Origin of the sequence: Algoriphagus sp. CAU 1675 (assembly GCF_029222925.1) — a bacterium.
Lineage (GTDB): Bacteria > Bacteroidota > Bacteroidia > Cytophagales > Cyclobacteriaceae > Algoriphagus.
The window spans coordinates 532,232-552,565 of record NZ_JARHUI010000001.1; the positions used below are offsets into that span (position 1 = coordinate 532,232).

Below are 20,334 nucleotides of genomic sequence, written 5' to 3' on the forward strand. Positions count from 1 at the left end.
GATTCAGGGAAATTGGTTTTTGTTACTTTTTGACGACAAAAAGTAAAGAATAGAAAAGCAATTGAAGAGTTCAAGATGGGTTACTACCCCGACTAGGTGTAGTGCCAACAAAGTATGGGGCCTTATACATCTTCTGGTCCAACCTAATATGCAATTCCCTTTCCAATCAGACCCTGAGGCTAAGTCACCCGCTATACTTTTTTATTCCACCCTCTTCCTTGCCCCCCCCACGACTATGCCCTTCCAACCCATTCGTGCATCATAGCTTCCTGCTTCATTTTTCACAAACTCAAAGGATTCCCGGGATTTGGGGTCTTCAAAAAACACGGTAGGCGATTCCGCCTGAAGCGTGGCAATAATCTCCCCATCCTGCAGGACCACCAAACCGCCGTCTTGGATCGCCACTTCCAGGACCAAGCCATCAAAGTCGGGAAAGGTGTAGGCACCCACATAGTTTTCCAAAACGGATTCCGCCACTTCTATGGCCTTTCGGTTGATTTCCTCGGGATAATTCACCGGTTCGGACTTCATCATCTTAGCCAAATCCTCGACGGCTTGGAAAAAGGGCATTTCATCATAATTGGCTAAGAGTACAAAGCCAAAATCGTGGTTTAAATCCCGGTAAACCTGCGCCCGAATCCCCCGGGAACCGCCATCCTTTTGGATGATTCCCTGATGCTGCAAGGCGCTGGCAAAGGGCTCTTGGGAGACGGCATCCAGGAACTTCTTTAAATCGGAAGTGGTCGAAAACAAGCGGGCCGTACGGAACTCATCCCTCGAAATATTAGGCACTTTCACCAACTTGGAATCCTTCAGCACATGGTTCTTGGCCAAATGGGTGATTTGGGAATCTTGGGTATAAAAATGGACTCCGCTATGGTCCATGTGCAAGGGCACAAAGAGTTCATCCACCACACATTGGGCAAAGGGCTTGCCGTAAATCTGGGCCACAATTTCATACAGGAGTTCATACCCCACATTTGAATATTGCGCATCACTGCCCGGTTCAAAAAGCAAGGGTTCCTTTTTGGCCAGTGCGATGATTTCGGTGGGTGTCAGGTCGATTTCCTCTCCTTCCAAATGAGTTAACTCTCGCGGTAATCCGGATCGATGATCCAAGAGCATTTGCAGCGTGATTTGGTCGCCTTGGGGAAACTCGTCAATAAAAGCATCCAGGGTCTGGTCCATGGATAAGTTACCCTCCGATTCCAATTGCACCAAGAGATAATGGGTCATCAGTTTCGAAACAGAGTGGATATCGAATTGGGATTCCGTAGTCACTAAGGTGGAACTGGTATCTCCCTGAAGATTGTAGGCTTGATGGAGGATCACTTCATCCCCTTGGTAGGCCAGCACGACTCCATTGAACTGCTTCAAGGCTGTCAGTTTGGAAAAATAGGTGTCCACTGAATCCCGAACTCCAGATCCTTCGGAGGCTATTCCTTGATCTTCAGCCGTATTTCTTTGCCCGCAGGCCATTCCCATCAACAGGATAAACAGAAATCCTAGGTACCGCATATGCTTTAATTTTGTGCAAAGAAGGAGCATTCGTGGCTGATAAAATTGTAAAAATGGAAACCTACACATGCCGCAGCATAAATTCGGGCAGCTTATTGAAGAAATGCAGGGGCTGAACCCCGCAAACTTTCTTGAAATCGTTGATAAAATGGGGTTGGTCAAAATAGCCGTACAAATACCCCAATTCGGTCAGGGAAATTTCAGGATTGCTTGCTTTGTACTTGACTAAATCCAAAATGCGGACGGTGATGATGAACTTTTTTAAGGGATAGAGCACCTCTTTCCTGAATACTTTGCCCAAATATTGGCGGGAACGGCCAAACCGATGGCTGACTTCGCTTACCGAAACCTTGCCCTGATGTTCATACACATAGTCACATATTTCCCGGGCCAAGCTCATCGATGGAGATGTTTCCACCGAATGCGATGCCATAAAGCCCTCTGCCAATTGGAAGCGTTCCGCCAGGGAAGAAGCCTCAAACAAGGCTTTCCATAAATTCCCCAGCTTTTCGTTTTCGATATCGAGGATCCCGGTTCCGTTTAACTCCGAAAAAAAATGCCCATTGGCCCAAGGTTGTACCTTGATTGTAAAAAAGGTGAGTTCATCCTCCACTTCAATGCGATAGGGGGGCTGCAAATCATGGATAGTAAATACCTGGTGATGGATGGGCAAGACCGTAGCTTTTGGACCATAGCATAAAGCACCCTTGGCTTCTTTGAAAAAGACCAAATCATAGCAGCAATCATCGATTACCGGAATGCTGTGAAATCTGGAACCCTTTTCTAGGTGGATGTAATAACACTCCTTAAAAAGGGCATTGAAGGGTTTCTCTGGATGATAATTTTGAATGACCAAAGCGGCAATAGTGGAGTTGCGCCTTAAAAATACCGAAAGTTGCCCAATTCAATACTCCTCCTTCATTTGGTACGACTCCCAGCTTAAGTGTAGTCACGACAAAGTACGGGAGCTATCTACTCTGCTGTTCGGGATTTGCAATCCCGAACCCCTATCAGAGGATTTTTAATCTTTATTTTCACTTGTCCCTTCAAAAATCCCGGTGTTTCCCCTTTCCAAAATTAGTTGCAGTTCAGACAAAACCCTCGGATCTCGATCGGCCACATTGATTGATTCGTAGGGATCATTGACCTCATCATAGAGTTCGTATTTAGGTTGAGCTTCCCTGAAATAGCGCGTCAATCGGTAGTTTGCTGTCCGGACGGAATTGCCTTGATTGAAATAGCTGTAGGCGGTATTTCTCCAGGTTTCCAGATTCGGATTCTTCATCAAATCCAAGAGGCTTTTCCCATCCAAATCCCGGTCAGGCTCTTCTCCGATCAACTCCATCAGGGTGGGATAGATATCCACCGAGCTTACGATTTGCTGGATTTCAGTGGCTGCCATTCCGGGAGCTTTGATCATCAGTACCGAATGCAATGACCGATCAAACAAGGTGTGTTTTCCCCAAACCAACTGATCCCCCAAATGCCATCCATGGTCTCCCCAGATGACTACAAGGGTGTTTTCAGCCAAGCCCAAGCGCTCCAGTTCCTCCAGAACCTTCCCTATCTGTGCATCCACATAACTTACAGAAGCAAGGTAGGCATGTCGGAGTTTTCGGGCATAGGAATCCGAAAGTGCATGATCCAGACTCGCTTTTTCCTCACCTAAAGCATATTGGTTGAATTCCCCGCTTTCGATCAGGCTCGCCTTGCTGGATCCCTGGGGAATGGCCGCAAAGGGAGCCAGGGGAATAATGGACTCCGTGTATAAATCCCAATATTTTTTGGGAGCAGTAAAGGGAAGATGGGGCTTGAAAAACCCAACTCCCAAGAAAAATGGCTGGTTTTTTTCTTTCAGTTCCTGAAGTTTGGCCATAGCCAGATTAGCAGATAATCCATCTGCATATCCTTCGTCTGGGACATCGGCCATTTCGTAAGGTTTTACCTGCTTGTTTCTGTCGGTTCGGTTGCTTCCATCCGCATAGCCAAAAAACGCATTGTGACCTGTTTCCCATTTTCCGGGATCAAAAATCATTTCATCCCAGCTCCCCGGTAGTTCGATCAAATCACTTTTGGGTTCCTCGTATTCATAGACATAGCCATCCGGATGATGGGAAATTTTTCCAATTCCCACCGTATAAAAACCCTTTTCCCGAAGGTTTTGAATAAATGTTTTGGGGCGTTGGTCTTTGGGCTTTTTCGCCAGCTGGTGTACGGCTGCCATATTGCCCAGTTCTACCTTGGATTTTGGGAGTTTTCCCACCAGCATGCTGTATCTGGAAGCTCCGCAGGTGGGCACTGTGACATAATGGTTTTTGAAAACCGAACTTTGAACTGCAAACCGGTCCAAATGAGGAGTGATGGCATAGCTTTGCCCATAAGCCCCCAGTTCTGGTCGGAGGTCATCCACTGCAATAAAGAGGATATTGGGTTGCTTGGGGCTGACATTTTGAGAAAAAACCTCGGAAAAAGCCAAGAGACAAAAAGAGACAATCAGGCTCAGATGGAGCATATAAAGGGGGAGATTTTTCCGGTTCATTTGCTTGTTTTCAATGGATACAGCAACTCGATCTTATAGAAAAGGAGGATCCCAAGGATGTTAAAATATAGCTTAATTTCCTGCAATAGTAAAACTCCGTATCGATGCGCAAATAGAATCTGACTTAGAAGCCCCCCTATGGGAGAGGCATGTTAATTGGGATTAAGCATAGATTGGAACTATTCCTTTTTATCCAACCGAATTTGCAATTCACAGGTGAGTTAGATTCAAAAATTACTTAAATGTGCTATGGCTAATTTTTCCACAGCTAAAGCGGACTCTTGCTTAGGGTTTATTTAGGGTAAATTGATATTTTGTTTATTTCAAAGCTATATAAACCCTATACTATAGTTAGCTAAAAACTAAAGATACTATTCAATTAACTTGAGAATGCTTTCATTACCCTACGGCTGCAGAGGATGGACTTGGATTGGATGGGTCTTCGATAGGAATCAGAAGCAATTCCAAGTCTGAAAGGAGATCCTTCAGTTGTATCCCGGACTAGGCCTAAATTGATAGAAGGCTTATTCTTTTTCCAAAAGGGATATGCTATGAAAAACCGTATTCAAGTTCCTTTATAACAAAAGCCAAAAAATCCTTCTCGACTAATTCACAAGTATCATAAAATCAATCCCTAGCAGAAAGTTTCCTTTTTCATGAGCTCTGTTTATATTCAGCTTTACTTTTTCTAAACAAACCAGCCTATGAATCCCAAAAACCCCAATCTCTGGGTTTGGTTTATCGCACTTATTGGAGCATTGCTCTACATCCAAACACTTGGCTATGGATACTCTGCGGATGACGGTATCTATGCCTATTTCAATCGGGTGACGCAAAAAGGATTGGAGGAATTGGACCGAGCTCTTTCGCTATGGCTCTATGAACTTCATTTCTCAGGGGGAATCCAATACCAGCATCTATAGACCCTTTACCTTACTGACATTCGCCTTGGAGTATGCGGTTTTTGGAGAATTTGAGGCTAGCCATGGACATGCGATCAATGTCATTCTCTATTTTATTGCTTTGGGAGTGGTTGGCCTCTTTTTGCAGGAACTGGCCAAACTCAAATCCATCCCGACTTGGGTTCCTCTGATGGCTTTGGCTATTTATGCATTGCATCCTATTCATACTGAGGTAGTGGCCTCTGTTAAAAGCAGGGATACCCTACTGGCTACCACCTTTGCCTTTTCGGCCATTTTGATCTGGCTCCGGTCCCGGGAAAAGATATCCGTTCCCGTTTGGACCCTGATTTTGGCTTTGTTTTTCCTTTCCCTGATTTCCAAAGAGGAAAGTTTGCCGCTATTGGCTTTGGTGGGGCTGGTTTCCTGGTTCTTTTTGAAAAGGAATGTTTGGGAATCGGTGCAATCGGTACTGCCATTTTTGATTCCCACGGCTCTTTATTTGGGGCTCAGGGCATTGTTTTTGGATTCAGTAGATGAAAGCTATTCCTCACAGATCAATTCGGTGCTTTTTGCAGCAGAAGGAGGGGAGCGATTGGCTACCAACCTGTATTTCTATCTGCTCTATCTGAAGCTTCTTGTTTTTCCTCATCCGCTTTCCTGGGATTATTCCTTCTCCCAATTGACTATACAGAGTTTTTCCAATCCATTTGTTTGGCTCAGCTTGGGGGTTTTTGTATTCCTAGGGTATGTGGCGTTCAAAGGCTTTAAAAGCAGAAACCTAATCAGCTTCGGAATTTTATTTTACCTGACATCCTTTTCCATTTTTGCCAACCTAACTACCTCTCTGACAATTGGAGCCAATATTGGAGAGCGCTTTCTGTTTATTCCTTCCTTGGCTTTTTCCTTCTTGGTGGCTTGGGGGATGTATCAATTTGCCAATTTAAAATGGAAGAAAAATCCTGCATTATATGCCTTCTTGATCATTTGTCCGGTTTTGGTTGCTTTTACCTGGAAGACCCTGGACCGAAGCAAGGTTTGGGAAGATAATATGAGCTTGACTGCATCGGGGATCAAAACCGCGCCAAATAGCTGGAGAGCGCATATGATGCATGCCGAAGAACTCAGGTTAAAGGGAAAAGAGCTGGAAAAAACCAGCCCGGATTCGGCCCGTCCATATTTTGAAAAGTCTGTGGTTCATTATGACAGGAGTTTTGAAATCCTGGGGCCAAATCCTCCGGTTTCCCAATATTACAATACACTTGCCGAGTCCCTGATTGGAATTGGGGATTCAGTGAGAGCCAAGAAGGTGTTGAAACTAAGCACCCAGAAAGCACCCAGGTTTCATTATGCTTGGTTTAAACTTGCCATATTGGAATTTGTGGAAGGGAACTACGGGGAAGCAAAAAATCTCTATCTCCAGTCGCTCAAGGCAGAAAACCCGGAATACTTTGCTACTTATAAAAACCTGGCTCAATGCTATCTCAAGCTAAATCAAAATAGGGAAGCCATTGCCAATTTTGAAAAAGCTTTGGAATATCAGAAAGACGAGGAAATCAATAAAATTTTGGCATACCTCTACACTGAGGAGGGAATGACAGAAAGAGCGGAAGCATTGGTAGGTGGGGATTCCACTTTCAATGTCCAGGAAACTGCCTTTTTACTTCGCTTACAATCCGGAAATGAGGCCTTTGAAAGAAGGGATTATTCCGAGGCAGCTGCTAAATACCAAGAGGTGGAGAGCCAAATACATGACTTTGGAGGACTTGAAAAGTATCCCTTTTTCTATGAGGCCTTTGGGAAGTCCCTGCTGGAAACTGGCGACACGCTAGGTGCAAAAGCGAAATTTCTCAAGGCGTTTCAGGCAAACCCAAACAATGCCATGGTCTTGACCAATTTAGGGGTCATTGCTTATTTTAAGGAGAAAAAATACACGGATGCGGAAAGGTATTTTAGACAGGCCATTACCAACAATCCGGAGGATCCTTTTACTGCAAGAATGAATTTGGGGACAGTCCTATTGATTCAAAGAAAGGAAAAAGATGCAGTTCAAGTCTTAGAAGATGCTTTGAATTATGGATCCAGCAAAGCCCTGCTCTCCAATCTTTACCTGGTACACAAATCCTTAGGCAATACCGAAAAAATGAACCATTACCTCCAGCTTTTGAGGCAGTGATCCTTTGGATATTCTTCCCTTTTATTCTCAGCCCATTCTACCTAAATCCAGACAATCTTTTTTATCTTAAATCTATGAAGTGGATTCTCCCTTTGCCCGAATAGCTGGGGCTGAATCTCAAAAAAACAAACCTTGATCCTATGCCTTCCCACAAAACAACCTTTCAATTTATCAGCGAACCCAGAGATGTGAATTTCGGTGGAAATGTACACGGTGGGACCGTGATGAAGTGGATTGACCAAGCTGCTTATACCTGTGCAAGAAACTGGGCCGAGAGCTATTGCGTGACCGTCTATGTGGGAGGGATCCGTTTTTACAAACCCATTGGGATAGGGGAAGTCATCAAGATCGATTCACAGGTCATTTATACCGGGAGTTCCAGCATCCACATTATGGTGGAGGTGTATTCCCGGAATTTTGATACCAAGAAGTTCGAGAAAAAGACGCATTGCATTATCATTTTCGTGGCCGTGGACGAAAAGGGGAATCCCAAAAAAGTAAAACCTTGGGTGCCTAAAACCGATCAGGAAAAGAAGCTCCAAGAGTATGCGCTCAAGTTGAAAACCCTCCGGGAAGAAATCCACGAGGAGATGCGGCCGTTTTTTAATGAATGAGGATTATGAGCTATGATTTTTAACCACGAATTGTTTTGACAGGTGTTTATTTGAAGCAAGAATTGGTCTACACCAAAATAATGTAGTTGAGTTTGGATCTTGTTCTTTTTTCCCGAAAAATCGGGACAGGCATTGGCAAAAAAAGAAACAAAAAGCCAAGCTGCACCCCGATAGGTATTGGGGTTCCGCGCAGAGCCCAGCCCACTGCACTTTTCAAACCACTGATTCTCGCAGTGAATTTAAACCTTACTTTTCAGGTAGTCAGAAAGCCGGAGCGTAAGCGCAACCAAAGTCAAGGTTGGATTGGCCGCTCCTCCGGTAGAAAAACAAGAAGCTCCTGCTATGTAGAGATTGCTGATTCCATGAACCTTGCAGTTGGCGTCCACCACTCCTTGGCCCGGGTCCTCATGCATCCGGGTCGTGCCCATGTGGTGCCATCCTCCGCCTAAGATGGAGGGCCATTCATCATTGGTATCATCCTGCAGCCAATCGATTACCCTCACTCTTCCAAGTCCGGAAATTCCTAGTTGCTGTCCGATCAGGTCATACAATTTCCGGATACTACGTTTTTCCAGAGGCGTCAGTTCCCAGTTTAGAATTACCCGTGGCATGCCTAATTCATCCCTTTCTTGGTCGAGGGTAACTCGGGAGTTTGGATTGGGGGCCTGCTCCATTCGGGTAAAGAGGTTGAATCGAGCATACTTTTTCAGATCTGATTCCGAAGGACCCTTTTCGCTGAAATTCTTTTCACGGTTTTCCCATTTTTCCACGGAGGCTTTTGCATCATCGGAAAAGGTGTCAATAAAGGCCGGAGGTCTGCTTCCTGTAAATGGGGAAAGGGAAGCGGTACCGTTGAGGATTTTTGACTCTTCCTGCATTTGCTTGGTCACCGCAAGTTCCGCACGCATCTTTACGGTGAAAAATTCCCACATATACAGCTTCAATGCAGCTTCTTGGGTTAAAAACAGATCCCCTGAATCCACTTCTAAATGCTCCATAAAATAGCGGCCGACCTGATCGTGATCATTACCCAAACCGTTCTTTGCTATGGAATTTGAGGCTAAAAGAAGCCGTGCATTTTGGATGGAAGAGCAGGCCAGGACCACTGTTTTAGCCCGAACGATATGTTCTTTTCCTGCCAGATTTTTGACTTTTAGTTCTTTTACGCTTTGGACCTGTTCATCTGCAATGATTTCAGTGACATTTGCATAAGAGTATAAATGGATATTTTTTGATTTGAGGATTTCCTCTTTGTACTTGGACCCAAATCGGGTAGGAGGACTAAACTGCCACACCTTGTTCCAGATCACCTGATTATCAAAGGGAAGGGGCACCAAGCTGTCATCCTTCTTTTTCCAGTAATCCAGATTGTATTGATAGGGCCCTAAATCCAGGATTTTTTGTGCCCGCTCGTAAAAAGGATCCAAGTCTGCTCTTTTGATGGGCCAACCGCTGTGAGGCACCCAATCTCTTTTTTCAAAATCTATGGGATCAAAGTCAGAACAGAAGCCCGACCAATGTCCCGTGGTCCCCCCGAAATAATGAAGACGGGCTGATTGGAGGGGGAAATACCGCTGTCCGGTGGTTTTTCCTCTGTATAGGTCCTGAATTTCGGTTTCTACTTGAAAGCCTCCTCCTTCCAGTAGGATTACGTTCTTGCCGGAATTGTTCCATTCCAAAGCCAGGCTGATCCCAGCTGCTCCGGCTCCCACAATACAAATATCGCCCTCGAGAATTGATCCGGTTTCAATTGTTCTTGCGTCGGTATGCATGGTAGATTAGTCTTGGGAGCTTGTTTGTGAAAGAGAAAACAGAGCACATTGACGTGCCTCGGTGATGGAGATGATCCAACCATTAATCTTGATGGTCCGGCCATTTTGAAAATCCCCTGCAACCTGGCTTTGTATAGCCTCTTGAATGAATTGGATATCGGAAGTGGATTTGATTTCATTTCCTAGGCTATCCCGTAAAAGCAATTTCTGAAGGGTTTCCAACTTATCTTCCTCCGGCCTGATCTGCCGGTAAGCACTACCAATTTCATGGAGGGTCGTGGAATCACAAAATTGAATCAATGTGCCTGGAAGGGATAAGGTGCTGGTCAGTTTGGGATCCGGTTTTGAACATGCAGTATGCAAAAGCGGAAATGCCGTCACAGACAATAAGGAGATTTTCAGAAAGGATCTTCGGTCAATCATTAGGGAGAGGGGTGATTTAATTGAGAAGATTTTAAAAATGTAAAATATTTATGAAGAAAAAAATGGGATTTATTTAAACAGATTTCGAGAGGTGGGCCTCCATGTCTCATCAAAGATCCCGAGCGAGACTGCCAGCTGCTACTTGCCTACTGTTTACTTTGACCTGAGCGAAGTCGAAGGTTCAACTCCTCCACAAATAGGGAAACAAAATATAGCCAGCAGCTCCTACTATGGCATTGATGGCCAAAAGGCTAATCAGTTTATCTGCACTGACCGACCAGTCCAATCCATCGAGGGCATTTTTGGAAATCCGAATGGCCATCAACAAAATCGGAATGATCACCGGGAAACTCAAAATCGCCATTAAGGTAGCATTGTTTCCGGCTTTGGAAGCAATCCCCGACACCATGGTCAGGCTGGCCGAAAATCCCATGGCACCCAAAATCAAATTCAATAAAAACAGTCCCTGATCCTGTACGGGATTTCCCAAGATCACCGAGAACACTCCATAGCCCAAAAGGGCCAAAATCAGGGTCAAGCCTGTGTTATAAATGATTTTCGAAAGGATAATTGCCTCGGGTGAAGCGATCATGTAATAGTAGAGTTGCCTTCCCTGATGCTCCTGAACAAAACTTTTAGCCACCGCATTGACCGCCGAAAAAAGAATGATGATCCAGTAAAGGGCATTCCAGGTGGGAACGGAAAGGTTTCCCATTTTGGCACCCACACTGAGGTAGGTGATAAATACCGCCGAAACCACATAGAGCAAAATCCCATTAAGGGCATACTTTTGTCTCCACTCCAGCGTGATTTCTTTTCGGATCAAAAAGGAAATTTCCTTGAACATGGCCCAAAGATAGGGGATGGAAAATTAATGTGGAGCTTTTCTGTGATGGGTGCCCTGTTCAAATCCATAGACCAGTTGGATCAACTTGGGCTCATCAAACATTCTTCCCAGAAACTGCAAACCAGCCGGCAGGTTTCCACTGACAAAACCCATTGGAACCGTAAATGCCGGTTGCCCGGTATGGGGAGCGATAATCTGGGAATTGTCCCCTTTGTATTCCTCCTGAAAATGGTCAATTCTGGCCGCTGGGTGATTCCAGCTCGGATAGACTAAAGCATCCAAATTCAATGAATCCATCACATGCTCAATTGCTTCTCGAAAAGCAATTCGTCTAAGGTCTGTAAAAGCATCTCCGCAAGGGATTTCAGATTCTTCCCATCTTCCCTCGTTGGTCAGAAAGAGATCTATGCGTGACCGGGTATAGTCCGATTTGGTGCCTATACGAATTACATCCTCCAGAGTCGAAACTGTGTCCCGTTTGACATAGGTGGCCAAAAAGTCTTCCAGATCCTGTCGGAAACTGGCGCACCATTGATTTTGACGGAGCTCCTGGAAATTGGCTACTTCCACCGAATCCACAATGACGGCTCCCAAACCTTCCATATCTTTCAAGGCCTGATTGAAAAGTGCGGAGATTTCCGGATTGGGATCGTTTTCACTTAAAGTTCGGAATACTCCAATTCTTGCATTTTCCAATCCATCTTTCTTTAAGAAAGCGGTATAACTAGTGGGAATTTTCCCTTCAGAATGCCGGGTGATGGGATCTTTTGCATCATATCCTGCTATAACATCCAGCATCCGGGTGGCATCTTCCACGGTTCTGCACATAGGGCCAACTACGTCGTTTCTCAGATAAAGCGGGACGATCCCTTCTCTACTGATCAAGCCTAAGGTGGTTCTGAACCCTACCAAGGAATTGTGAGAGGATGGGCCCCGGATAGAATTTCCGGTATCAGTCCCCAGACCCACAGTTCCCAGGTTTGCAGCAACAGCAGCTCCGGTTCCCCCACTGGATCCGGCAGGGACGTGCTCCAAATTGTAAGGGTTATGCGTGGTTCCTTTGGTGGAGCTTTCGGAATGCATGGGACTGAATGCCCACTCTGCCATATTGGATTTAGCCAAGACGATCGCTCCGGCTTCTTTCAATTTCTGAATGATAAAGGCATCGCTTTCGGGGAAAAAGTCAGCCAAGGCCAAGGCTCCAGCTGTGGTAGGTAGGCCAAGGGTATTGATGTTGTCCTTGACGATGACCGGGATGCCGTGGAGGGGTCTCAGTTTTCCCGTTTGGGCAAATTCATTGTCCAGTTTTCGGGCATCTTCCAATGCCTGGGGATTGATTTCGGAGATGGAATTGATCGCGGAATCTTTGCTTTGGATCCGGTCTAGGTAGGCCTGAACCAATTCTTCCGCATTGTAATCACCTTCCGTGTAGGCTTGGTGGATTTCCGCAATGGTCAATTCTTCCAGAGATATTACTTTCTTTTCCGAACAGGAAAAATGCAAAGCGAAAAAAAGAGTGAAATAGAGCCAATTCTTCATTCAGGAAATTAGAATAATTCCTTGGTTTGGTGAAATATTCTTTTTTTAGAGTCAAAATGGAATATTCAAATCAATCTTTTTTTGATTTTTTTATCCAAAACTGCTCCTCATCAGGCAGGCTGTCTAAATATTCCTGTGTCTGTTTATAGCCTTTATCCAGAATTTGCTTCCATTTTTTATCATCCATAAATCCTACTCCTTTCAGGTTTAGTTCGAAATAATGGGATACCTTGGACTTGGTTACTTCCTGCTTTTGGAGGCTGTTGAGGGTCAGGGAATTGATGATCAAGGAACTTATCCCTGGGATTTTAAAGCGTTTTTTGCCTCTTAATTTGTCCCAGAAAAGTGCCCATCCACTTGGGGTTTCCTCATAATTAACTTTTCTGTCCGGAAGGCCGGAAAGAGAAACCGCAATGATCTTGGACACAGGATAGCGATACATGGGTTCAATGGGAAGATTGTCCATCACTGCTCCATCCACATGCAAATAGTGGTCGATGACTACGGGAGGGAAGACGCCGGGGATGGCAATACTGGCCATGACTTGCTTCCAAATCAACCCTCGCTCATGGATTTTGGCAGAGGCACGGGAGAAGTTGGTGGAAACGCAATAGGATTGAACCCAAATGTCTTCCAAGTCATAATCCCGATACATGTTTTGGGCGAATCTTCGGATTTTTTTCCCGGATAAAAAGGAAACCGAAGGCATGGTCATGTCATTGGAGGTGAGTTTGGATTTGACGGCCAATTGGGTTACCTCCTCGATTTTTTTAAAATCAAAATCAGCAAAGCTCATGGAAATCCCATAAATCGCACCGGCACTGGTTCCTCCCAGAAAATCAATTTCAACTCCCCGCTCTTCCAGGGCCTTCACTACTCCAAGGTGGGCATAACCCTTTGCTCCTCCGCCTCCAAGTACCAAACCAATGGCATTGTTGGTAATGATTCTGCAGAACCTTCGGATGTCCCTCAGGTTGTTTTGCCGTACATGGATATGCAGGTTGACATTTCTGGAATCCAGCCAGCGGTGGGTTCCTTTCGGAAAAGGAGCGTCTTCCTCATGCAATAGCAAAAGGTAGATTTTTTTGTTGAGTATGTTCTTGGAATATAGCTTGAGTTCCTTTTCTATAGGGTGAAGTCTGGAATCCTCCTGAAATCCAGTAGCTAAAATCACCAGATCCGCATAGACCATGCATTGGTGGGACCATTCGGGATGGGTTTCACTGCAAACCAAAATATTGATCCCCTCGTGCTGTTCGAGGGAGTCAAAAAATGCCTGGTCGGCATGTTCTGCCTGGGACTCGAAATCATATACCTGAACCGGGATATGGGATTCCCGGAAATATTTCTCCATATCCACTGTCCAGGGACTGAGATCAAAGTCTGGTTGTAGATTGATCAGGGCAATGTTTTTGGGAGGAGTAGATTGGTTTTTTTGAAAAATATTTCTCCTCAGACGGTTGATTACAAATTGGGTCAGGGAGGTGGCCAGGGAAGGGTTGGCAGCAACCAGAGCGAGATATTCTTCCTGGGTAAATTCCAGTACAACAGACTTTCGAATGGCAAGAACCGAGGCCATTCTCGGTTCCCCTGTGAAGAGGGCAAACTCCCCAACGGGCTCGCCTTCTCCGATATCCCCTAAAATCCTGGTTCCTTTGTCATCTTCCAGGATGGCTCTTAGGCGGCCCGATAGAACGATGTAGAGGACGTTTTCCTTTTCCCCTTGATGGAAGAGATAGGCACCTGTTTCCAGTTCTTTTTTTGAGCCGATCTCAAAAATCTGGTCCAGGGTTTTCTCATCCATTCCTCCAAAAAGCTGGTGGAAAAGTTTGTGGTAATGGGCGTTAAAATTCTGCATACAATGCGCTTATTATCTTGGGTTTATCGGTTATTGCTTCTTTTCTTGAGGGAGGGAATTCTCTGTTAAAATTCCGGATTGGAGATTATTGGTGGGCTGCAGTCACCCATTTGACCACTTCTTCTTTGGGCAGGGCTTCTACCAGATGGCCGTCCTTTCCTTCCATAGTTTCTGCCGCAAAAAGTGAATTGACAATTGCTTCTTCAGTAGCCTCAATCACTGCCAAAAACAGGGAGGTCATGTCGTCATTTCTGAGGTATTCAGCGCTTTCAAGTTGGTTTCTCTCCGCTGAATATGGAGAGCGTAAACCTTCAGAGGTTGAAAAGGCGATCACATAATCTCCTGAGCCGTTTGAGGCGATCCCACCGGTTTTTGCCAAGCCCATCATGGCACGCTTGGCCATGCGTTCCAAATTTCTTTCCAATACCGGGGCGTCCGTCGCAATCACGATCATACAGCTGCCGTCGGATTTTTCGAGGGCATCTTTGAAAGGGTATTTTCCAAGCTTTTGTCCTACCGGTACTCCGGATACTTGAAGATTTCCGCCAAAGTTGGTTTGCACCAATACCCCAATGGTATAGCCTCCCAAGCTTTCGGGCAGCTTTCTTGAGGAGGTTCCGATTCCACCTTTCCAGCCAAAGCACACTGTCCCGGTTCCGGCACCCACATTTCCTTCCATGACGGGTCCTTCTTTGGCGTTTTCAATGGCCTGCATGACTTCCTTTGGGCTGATATGCATTCCCCGGATATCATTGAGAAATCCATCATTGGTTTCCCCTACAACGGCATTCACAGATTGTACTTTTTCATTTCCGGGAAGGGATAGGGTATATCGAACCGCTCCTTCTATTCCAGCTGCAACGGAGAGGGTGTTGGTCAGGATGATGGGGCTTTCCAATGTTCCAAGTTCCTGCACTTGGGTGACTCCGGCGAGTTTCCCGAATCCGTTGCCTACGAAAATGGCAGCAGGCACTTTGTCTTGGAAAATATTTCCCCCATGTGGCAAAATAGCTGTGACTCCTGTCCGGATCTCATCTCCTTGGATTTTGGTAAGATGTCCAACTTTGACTCCCGGTACATCCGTGATAGCATTGAGAGTGCCAGGTTTCAGGATTCCAAAAGGGATACCCAGTTGACGGGGACGGGACTGGGAATAAAGCGAGGTGGACATACACAAAATAGAAATCAGGGTACTATAAAGTAGCTTCATTGCATAGAAATTGAAAAGCCTGAATATAGGATTTTTGTAGAACTTCAAACTAATTCGTATTCCTAAATTGTTCTTTGGAGTGTTCCAGAACCCTTGAAAGAAATTGGTATTTAGTCGGGATGGAAATCTTGACTTATGGTGCATATTTATATTTTCACCAAGTAGTTTTTCTATTTATGGTTATCTTAATCCCCACATTCATTTATTGACCAAATGCTGAAAAAAGAACGCTACGAGGCCTTTATCAATTACTTTTCGGAACACATGCCGGTCGCCGAAACCGAGTTGCAATATGAAAATCCATTCCAGTTGCTAATAGCGGTAGTGCTTTCAGCCCAATGTACCGACAAGCGGATCAATCTGGTGACCCCTGCGTTATTCAGGGATTTTCCAACTCCTGCGCATTTGGCTGCCTCCAATTTTGATGAGCTTTTTCCCTATATCAAGTCAGTTTCTTACCCTAATAATAAAACTAAACATTTGTTGGGGTTGGGGAAAATGCTGGTGGAGGATTTTGGAGGGGAGGTCCCCGAGACTGTGGCAGACTTGATAAAACTGCCTGGCGTAGGTCGAAAAACCGCAAATGTGATCACCTCCGTGGTTTGGAATCAGCCAAATATGGCCGTGGATACCCATGTATTCAGGGTGTCAAGGAGGCTGGGTTTGGTGCCCATGACTGCCAAAACTCCCTTGGAAGTAGAGAAGCATCTTGTAAGGAACATTCCCAAGCAATACATTCATGTGGCACACCATTGGTTGATTCTACATGGGCGCTACATCTGTTTGGCCAGAAAGCCAAAGTGTGAAGAATGTCCCATCACTCCGATTTGTAAGTATTTTGAGAAGCATTACGGGAAGGCCGTAGTTGAAAACAACAAAGACTGATGTGTGGCATTCATCTGATATGGGGAAAAGGTGCCAATGAGGCGAGCATTCAGAAAATGCTTGAAATGAGCCGTCACCGTGGACCGGATCAAGAAGCTTCTTATTCTCCCTGGCCTGGACTTTGGGTGGGGGCCAGCAGACTGAAAATCCTCCATACCGGGCCGGATGCAGATATGCCTTTTTGGTCTCCGGACGGGAGATCTCTTTTGCTTTGGAATGGGGAGATTTACAACTACAAGGAGCTCAGAAGTCTTCTGGTCAAAATGGGAATTGAGTTCATTACCCAGTCCGATACAGAGGTTTTGCTTCATTGGCTTCGCCTTTATGGAACCAATGGTTTGGAAAAAATTGAAGGCATGTTTGTTCTGTTTTTTCTGGATTTGAGTTCCCAGTCCGTTTTGGTAGCACGGGATAAAAATGGGGAAAAGCCGCTCTACTATTCCCAGAATCAGGATGTGTTGGTCATCTCTTCCGAATCCAGGGCAATAGCCGAGTTCGGTGGTAGTCAGTTTGACAAGCGGCAGATCGAGAATTATTATTTTCTTCGCACTCCACTTCAGGGAAAGACCTTTTTTAAGGGAGTGAAGGAGTGGAAGCCGGAGCGTTACAGTGTCATCAAACAACATTCTGCATTCCGATGGGATCAGATTCCTTTTCAGGCCAAGAGAAATGATACTCCCAATCAGAATGGATTTAGAGAAGCTTTGCTTAATTCCATTCAGAAGCAATTTCATGCTGATGTGCCGGTAGGAATGATGCTCAGCGGTGGAATGGACAGCAGTTTACTCTACGCCATGTGGTATAGAGAGAGCGGTATACCCTTGAATGCCTATACCATTCAGCTTGAAGAAAAATACAGGAAGAAATATGAGGACTCTACCTATGCTTCGCGCCTTGTAGAAAAGTTTCCTGCTCATCACCACCTGATCCCAATAAATCAAACAATATTTTTCAATAATTGGGAAGCCTATTTGAACGCGGTGGATTTACCCATTGGGGATTCAGCGGGCTTTTTGACCTGGATGATTGGAAAGGAAGCGAAAAAAGATGTAAAAGTCCTGGTTTCCGGTGCTGGAGCAGATGAGCTTTGGGGAGGCTATCAGCGGCACAGGGCTTTTGACCAGTACCTTGAGCATAAAAACTTTCTGCTGAAATACCGCAAGCTTTTTCAGTCCTTGCCATTAGGGAGGGGATGGAAGAAATTTTTCAATGCTCTGGATTCCAATCCTCGAAAGACCTTTTTGAATTTCTCCGCCTTGGAACCTGTATCTGAGGATATGTATTCGGATTATGAACGGGTATTTGATACCAATTTGCCTTGGTATAAGCAGATGCTGGATTTTGACCGTAAGGTCTATTTGGTTCAAGATGTATTGAAAATCCAGGATAATGCCCTGATGGCTCATGGTCTGGAAGGAAGAAGTCCCTATTTGGATCAGGAGATGATTGATCTCTGGGAGCAGGTAAGGGATGAAGAGCAGCTCAAGGGCAAACCCTGGATCAAGTCTTGCCTGAATGATCTGCAATTGGGTTGGTTGGCCAAGAGAAAAAAGATGGGCTTTGGATTGCCTCTGGCAGAGTGGTTTGCAGAAAAGGGTGAATTTTCAAAGCGGGTTTTTTCTGCCTTGGAAGAGTTTCAGGAAGAGTATGGGGACTATTTTCCATCGGAAATGAAAGCCTTATTGACGGATAAGGATACAGCCGGGAAGTATCATTTTTTAACCCTTTATAATCTGTTTCTTTTGGCAGAATGGGTGAAATCGCAAAAGTTATGAAGGTCATTTATATCCATCAGTATTTTCGAACCCCTCAGGAAGGCGGGGCGGTCAGGTCTTATCATCTGGCAAAAGGAATGGTGGATGCAGGAATAGAGGTGGAGGTGATTACCGGAGGAAATTCCAGGGTTTATGATCAGCGATGGATTGATGGAATCAAGGTGCACTACTTGCCTGTGGCCTATCATCAGGGATTTGGTTTTGGGAAAAGGATATTTGCTTTTCTGAGCTTCGTACAAAAAGCCAAGCGATTGCTTCCCAAACTTGGGCGACCGGATTTGCTCTACATCACCTCTACTCCCTTGACTACCGGGCTCATAGGTCTGTGGGCAAAACGGAAATTGGCTGTCCCCTATATTTTTGAGGTGAGGGATCTATGGCCTGAGGCACCTATTCAGGTCGGGGCTATCAGGAACTCCCTCTTAAAAAATTACCTGTACCGTCTGGAAGCCAGAATTTATACAAATGCGCTGAGCATAGTGGCTCTTTCCCCAGGAATAGCAGCATATATCCGCAAAGTGAATCCTCGTTTTCAGATCAGTCTGATTCCCAATTTTTCGGATTTGGAAAGGTTTTACCCTCAGGCAAAAGACCCGAAACTTTTGGCCAAATATGGATTGGAGGAACGGTTGACCATTGCCTATACCGGGGCGATCGGACAGGTCAATGCGGTGGAAGAGCTTTTGGATCTGGCCGAATTGAGCAAGGAAAAAGGGAAAAACTGGCAGTTTCTGATCATGGGAGAAGGCAGCCATGCGGAAGCACTTCGAAAATCGGCTGAAGAAAGAGGTTTGCAGAAAGTAAAATTCCAGCCCTTTGGACCTAAGAAAATGGTAAACGAGGTGCTGGGCTTGGCTGATTTTGCCTGGATATCCTTTGCTCATTTTCCAGTATTAAAGACCAACAGCCCCAATAAGTTTTTTGATGCACTTGCGGCGGGAAAGGCAATTTTGGTCAACCATAAAGGATGGGTATTCCAACTCGTGAAAGAGCATCATCTCGGAGTATCCTGTCTTCCGGGACAAATGAACCAAACATTGGAAATCTTGGAATCACTGGAATCCAATCCAATGGAAATTCAAAAAATGCAGGCCAATTCCCGAGCCTTGGCAGAGACTCATTTCAATAAAGAGCAGGCGGTCAGAAGATTGCTTCATCTGCTGAATCCCGGAAAGTTTCCTCCTACTGCGGGGGACGAGGTCTATATCCTGACTGCCTGAAAATTTGTTCTGCATCCGGATTTGCCATGAGTTCGGGAAGTCCTACGTCTTGATTTATTCTATAATCATCCACAATATTCCAGCCCAGCCATCTGCCTAACCTTCCGGGAGCTTTGGTACTGATGGCGTCCGTAAAAGGGGCTTCGCCTATATACTTTCGGATTTCGAATGGATTGGTCTCGTAGATCAGTTCATTTTCAACAAAATGAGACCAAATGTATTCTTCGTTGGCATAGGATTCGGATATTTCATCTGGGGTATAGCCTATGATGTACTGATCGGAGGTACACGGGAGTATGGCTTTGGTGAAATGATAAGCCTTGCCATAATAAATCATCTCCGCCAAAAGGGTGTTGTCATTGGGGTCGGTTTGGTTGAAACCGGAAGAAATAGCCGTGACAATCATCGGTACGATGTAGGGCCTGTCGTAGCGCTCCGCCATATACCTGGCCAGATCCGGCTGGAATTCATGGGTTGGGGGAAGAAAATAGTCCAGTCCTATGACAATAAGGTCTTCTGTAACCACCAAATCGGAATTGAAACCTGACACGAAAGTATAGACTTGTGGGGCCTGAAATTCAGGGAAATAATATTTGATGTATTTAAAGGCGTTTTCCAGATCATTTTGAATATCCGAAATGTCTGTAAATTCCAATTTTACCGAATCATAGAGTACCCTCATTGCCGAATCCTGATGTGCCAAAAGCAACTCATTGGCCAGGGTGTCGAGGCTTGGATAGAGTTCTGCCTGAAGGTAAGTTTTTGTGAAATCCGGATACTTTTCGAAGAGATGTAGAAAATCCTTTTGGCTTTTTGCCCCGAAAAATTCATCCTCAAGCCGAACTACCTCAAGATTGAGAGGTTGGTCCAGGATGGCCTCATCCAGTTCACAGGTTTCTTCTTTTTTACTGCAGGAAAAAACAAAGAATAAGAGTGATAAAATGAATGAAAATCGAAGGAGTCTCATGTGTTGGTTAATTTCAGAAACTAAAGTAAGGATTCCCTATGGATTGCACAGGTATTTACAAGTGAATCCCTTTTTTGTTTAGGAGAAACGAA

The 20,334-nt window shown here is 45.1% G+C and carries 16 protein-coding genes; 6 read left to right on the forward strand and 10 right to left on the reverse strand.

The features are described from left to right. Positions 1-201 precede the first annotated feature (201 nt). The 3 genes from P2G54_RS02400 to P2G54_RS02410 all read right to left on the reverse strand — a co-directional run bounded on the left by P2G54_RS02400 (position 202) and on the right by P2G54_RS02410 (position 4,057). The gene (locus P2G54_RS02400; protein WP_275867823.1) at positions 202-1,518 is read right to left on the reverse strand and encodes a serine hydrolase domain-containing protein; all 1,317 of its coding nucleotides are present in this window, start codon (positions 1,516-1,518) and stop codon (positions 202-204) included. Between the two features lie 61 nt (positions 1,519-1,579). Further along, a complete protein-coding gene (locus tag P2G54_RS02405) occupies positions 1,580-2,374 on the reverse strand; it encodes a helix-turn-helix domain-containing protein (RefSeq protein WP_275867826.1) in 795 nt (264 codons plus the stop codon). Positions 2,375-2,539: 165 nt separating this feature from the next. Further along, positions 2,540-4,057 carry a sulfatase gene (locus P2G54_RS02410; RefSeq protein ID WP_275867828.1) on the reverse strand — a complete coding sequence of 506 codons (1,518 nt, stop codon included), beginning with the start codon at positions 4,055-4,057 and terminating at the stop codon, positions 2,540-2,542. 704 nt (positions 4,058-4,761) lie between these two features. Here P2G54_RS02410 and P2G54_RS02415 point away from each other — a divergent pair. From P2G54_RS02415 to P2G54_RS02425, 3 genes are all read left to right on the forward strand, one after another. Further along, positions 4,762-4,980 (forward strand): hypothetical protein, encoded by a 219-nt coding sequence (locus P2G54_RS02415; RefSeq protein ID WP_275867831.1) that lies wholly within the window; start codon positions 4,762-4,764, stop codon positions 4,978-4,980. Then, positions 4,937-7,132, forward strand: coding sequence for a tetratricopeptide repeat protein (locus tag P2G54_RS02420; RefSeq protein ID WP_275867833.1), 2,196 nt, complete (start codon positions 4,937-4,939; stop codon positions 7,130-7,132). The genes P2G54_RS02415 and P2G54_RS02420 overlap by 44 nt, the downstream gene beginning before the upstream one ends. A 140-nt stretch (positions 7,133-7,272) precedes the next feature. Next, positions 7,273-7,746, forward strand: coding sequence for an acyl-CoA thioesterase (locus tag P2G54_RS02425; protein WP_275867834.1), 474 nt, complete (start codon positions 7,273-7,275; stop codon positions 7,744-7,746). Positions 7,747-7,985: 239 nt separating this feature from the next. On the opposite strand, the gene P2G54_RS02430 is transcribed toward P2G54_RS02425, so the two are convergent. From P2G54_RS02430 to P2G54_RS02455, 6 genes are all read right to left on the reverse strand, one after another. Further along, positions 7,986-9,518, reverse strand: coding sequence for a GMC family oxidoreductase (locus P2G54_RS02430; RefSeq protein ID WP_275867836.1), 1,533 nt, complete (start codon positions 9,516-9,518; stop codon positions 7,986-7,988). A gap of 6 nt (positions 9,519-9,524) precedes the next feature. After that, on the reverse strand, positions 9,525-9,941 hold the full coding sequence (locus P2G54_RS02435) for a hypothetical protein (RefSeq protein WP_275867838.1): 417 nt from the start codon (positions 9,939-9,941) through the stop codon (positions 9,525-9,527). 181 nt (positions 9,942-10,122) lie between these two features. Then, a complete protein-coding gene (locus P2G54_RS02440) occupies positions 10,123-10,788 on the reverse strand; it encodes a heme exporter protein CcmB (protein ID WP_275867840.1) in 666 nt (221 codons plus the stop codon). Between the two features lie 24 nt (positions 10,789-10,812). After that, positions 10,813-12,327, reverse strand: coding sequence for an amidase family protein (locus P2G54_RS02445; protein ID WP_275867842.1), 1,515 nt, complete (start codon positions 12,325-12,327; stop codon positions 10,813-10,815). Positions 12,328-12,397: 70 nt separating this feature from the next. Beyond that, complete coding sequence (locus P2G54_RS02450; RefSeq protein WP_275867844.1) at positions 12,398-14,185, reverse strand: patatin-like phospholipase family protein; 1,788 nt, start codon at positions 14,183-14,185, stop codon at positions 12,398-12,400. 85 nt (positions 14,186-14,270) lie between these two features. Further along, positions 14,271-15,395: a P1 family peptidase gene (locus P2G54_RS02455; protein WP_275867846.1), complete on the reverse strand. Its 1,125-nt coding sequence runs from the start codon at positions 15,393-15,395 to the stop codon at positions 14,271-14,273. A gap of 213 nt (positions 15,396-15,608) precedes the next feature. Between P2G54_RS02455 and nth the strand changes: the two genes are divergently transcribed. From nth to P2G54_RS02470, 3 genes are read left to right on the forward strand one after another with little or no spacing between them, the layout of a single operon-like run. Then, complete coding sequence (gene nth, locus P2G54_RS02460) at positions 15,609-16,280, forward strand: endonuclease III (RefSeq protein ID WP_275867848.1); 672 nt, start codon at positions 15,609-15,611, stop codon at positions 16,278-16,280. Then, on the forward strand, positions 16,280-18,055 hold the full coding sequence (gene asnB / locus P2G54_RS02465; RefSeq protein WP_275867850.1) for an asparagine synthase (glutamine-hydrolyzing): 1,776 nt from the start codon (positions 16,280-16,282) through the stop codon (positions 18,053-18,055). The genes nth and asnB overlap by 1 nt, the downstream gene beginning before the upstream one ends. After that, entirely contained in the window at positions 18,052-19,275 is a 1,224-nt protein-coding gene (locus tag P2G54_RS02470) for a glycosyltransferase family 4 protein (protein WP_275867852.1), read from the forward strand. The genes asnB and P2G54_RS02470 overlap by 4 nt, the downstream gene beginning before the upstream one ends. On the opposite strand, the gene gldB is transcribed toward P2G54_RS02470, so the two are convergent. Further along, positions 19,238-20,242 carry a gliding motility lipoprotein GldB gene (gene gldB / locus P2G54_RS02475; protein ID WP_275867854.1) on the reverse strand — a complete coding sequence of 335 codons (1,005 nt, stop codon included), beginning with the start codon at positions 20,240-20,242 and terminating at the stop codon, positions 19,238-19,240. The two genes, P2G54_RS02470 and gldB, sit on opposite strands and share 38 nt — an antisense overlap. Positions 20,243-20,334 lie beyond the last annotated feature (92 nt).

Excerpts from the sequence above, each read along its gene's own strand:
- P2G54_RS02430 (WP_275867836.1), bottom strand. The coding sequence starts at position 9,518 with ATGCATACCGACGCAAGAACAATTGAAACCGGATCAATTCTCGAGGGC.
- P2G54_RS02440 (WP_275867840.1), bottom strand. The coding sequence starts at position 10,788 with ATGTTCAAGGAAATTTCCTTTTTGATCCGAAAAGAAATCACGCTGGAG.
- gldB (WP_275867854.1), bottom strand. The coding sequence starts at position 20,242 with ATGAGACTCCTTCGATTTTCATTCATTTTATCACTCTTATTCTTTGTT.
- asnB (WP_275867850.1), top strand. The coding sequence starts at position 16,280 with ATGTGTGGCATTCATCTGATATGGGGAAAAGGTGCCAATGAGGCGAGC.
- P2G54_RS02410 (WP_275867828.1), bottom strand. The coding sequence starts at position 4,057 with ATGAACCGGAAAAATCTCCCCCTTTATATGCTCCATCTGAGCCTGATT.
- P2G54_RS02420 (WP_275867833.1), top strand. The coding sequence starts at position 4,937 with ATGAACTTCATTTCTCAGGGGGAATCCAATACCAGCATCTATAGACCC.
- P2G54_RS02425 (WP_275867834.1), top strand. The coding sequence starts at position 7,273 with ATGCCTTCCCACAAAACAACCTTTCAATTTATCAGCGAACCCAGAGAT.
- P2G54_RS02435 (WP_275867838.1), bottom strand. The coding sequence starts at position 9,941 with ATGATTGACCGAAGATCCTTTCTGAAAATCTCCTTATTGTCTGTGACG.
- P2G54_RS02415 (WP_275867831.1), top strand. The coding sequence starts at position 4,762 with ATGAATCCCAAAAACCCCAATCTCTGGGTTTGGTTTATCGCACTTATT.
- P2G54_RS02455 (WP_275867846.1), bottom strand. The coding sequence starts at position 15,395 with ATGAAGCTACTTTATAGTACCCTGATTTCTATTTTGTGTATGTCCACC.
- P2G54_RS02400 (WP_275867823.1), bottom strand. The coding sequence starts at position 1,518 with ATGCGGTACCTAGGATTTCTGTTTATCCTGTTGATGGGAATGGCCTGC.
- P2G54_RS02445 (WP_275867842.1), bottom strand. The coding sequence starts at position 12,327 with ATGAAGAATTGGCTCTATTTCACTCTTTTTTTCGCTTTGCATTTTTCC.
- P2G54_RS02470 (WP_275867852.1), top strand. The coding sequence starts at position 18,052 with ATGAAGGTCATTTATATCCATCAGTATTTTCGAACCCCTCAGGAAGGC.
- nth (WP_275867848.1), top strand. The coding sequence starts at position 15,609 with ATGCTGAAAAAAGAACGCTACGAGGCCTTTATCAATTACTTTTCGGAA.
- P2G54_RS02450 (WP_275867844.1), bottom strand. The coding sequence starts at position 14,185 with ATGCAGAATTTTAACGCCCATTACCACAAACTTTTCCACCAGCTTTTT.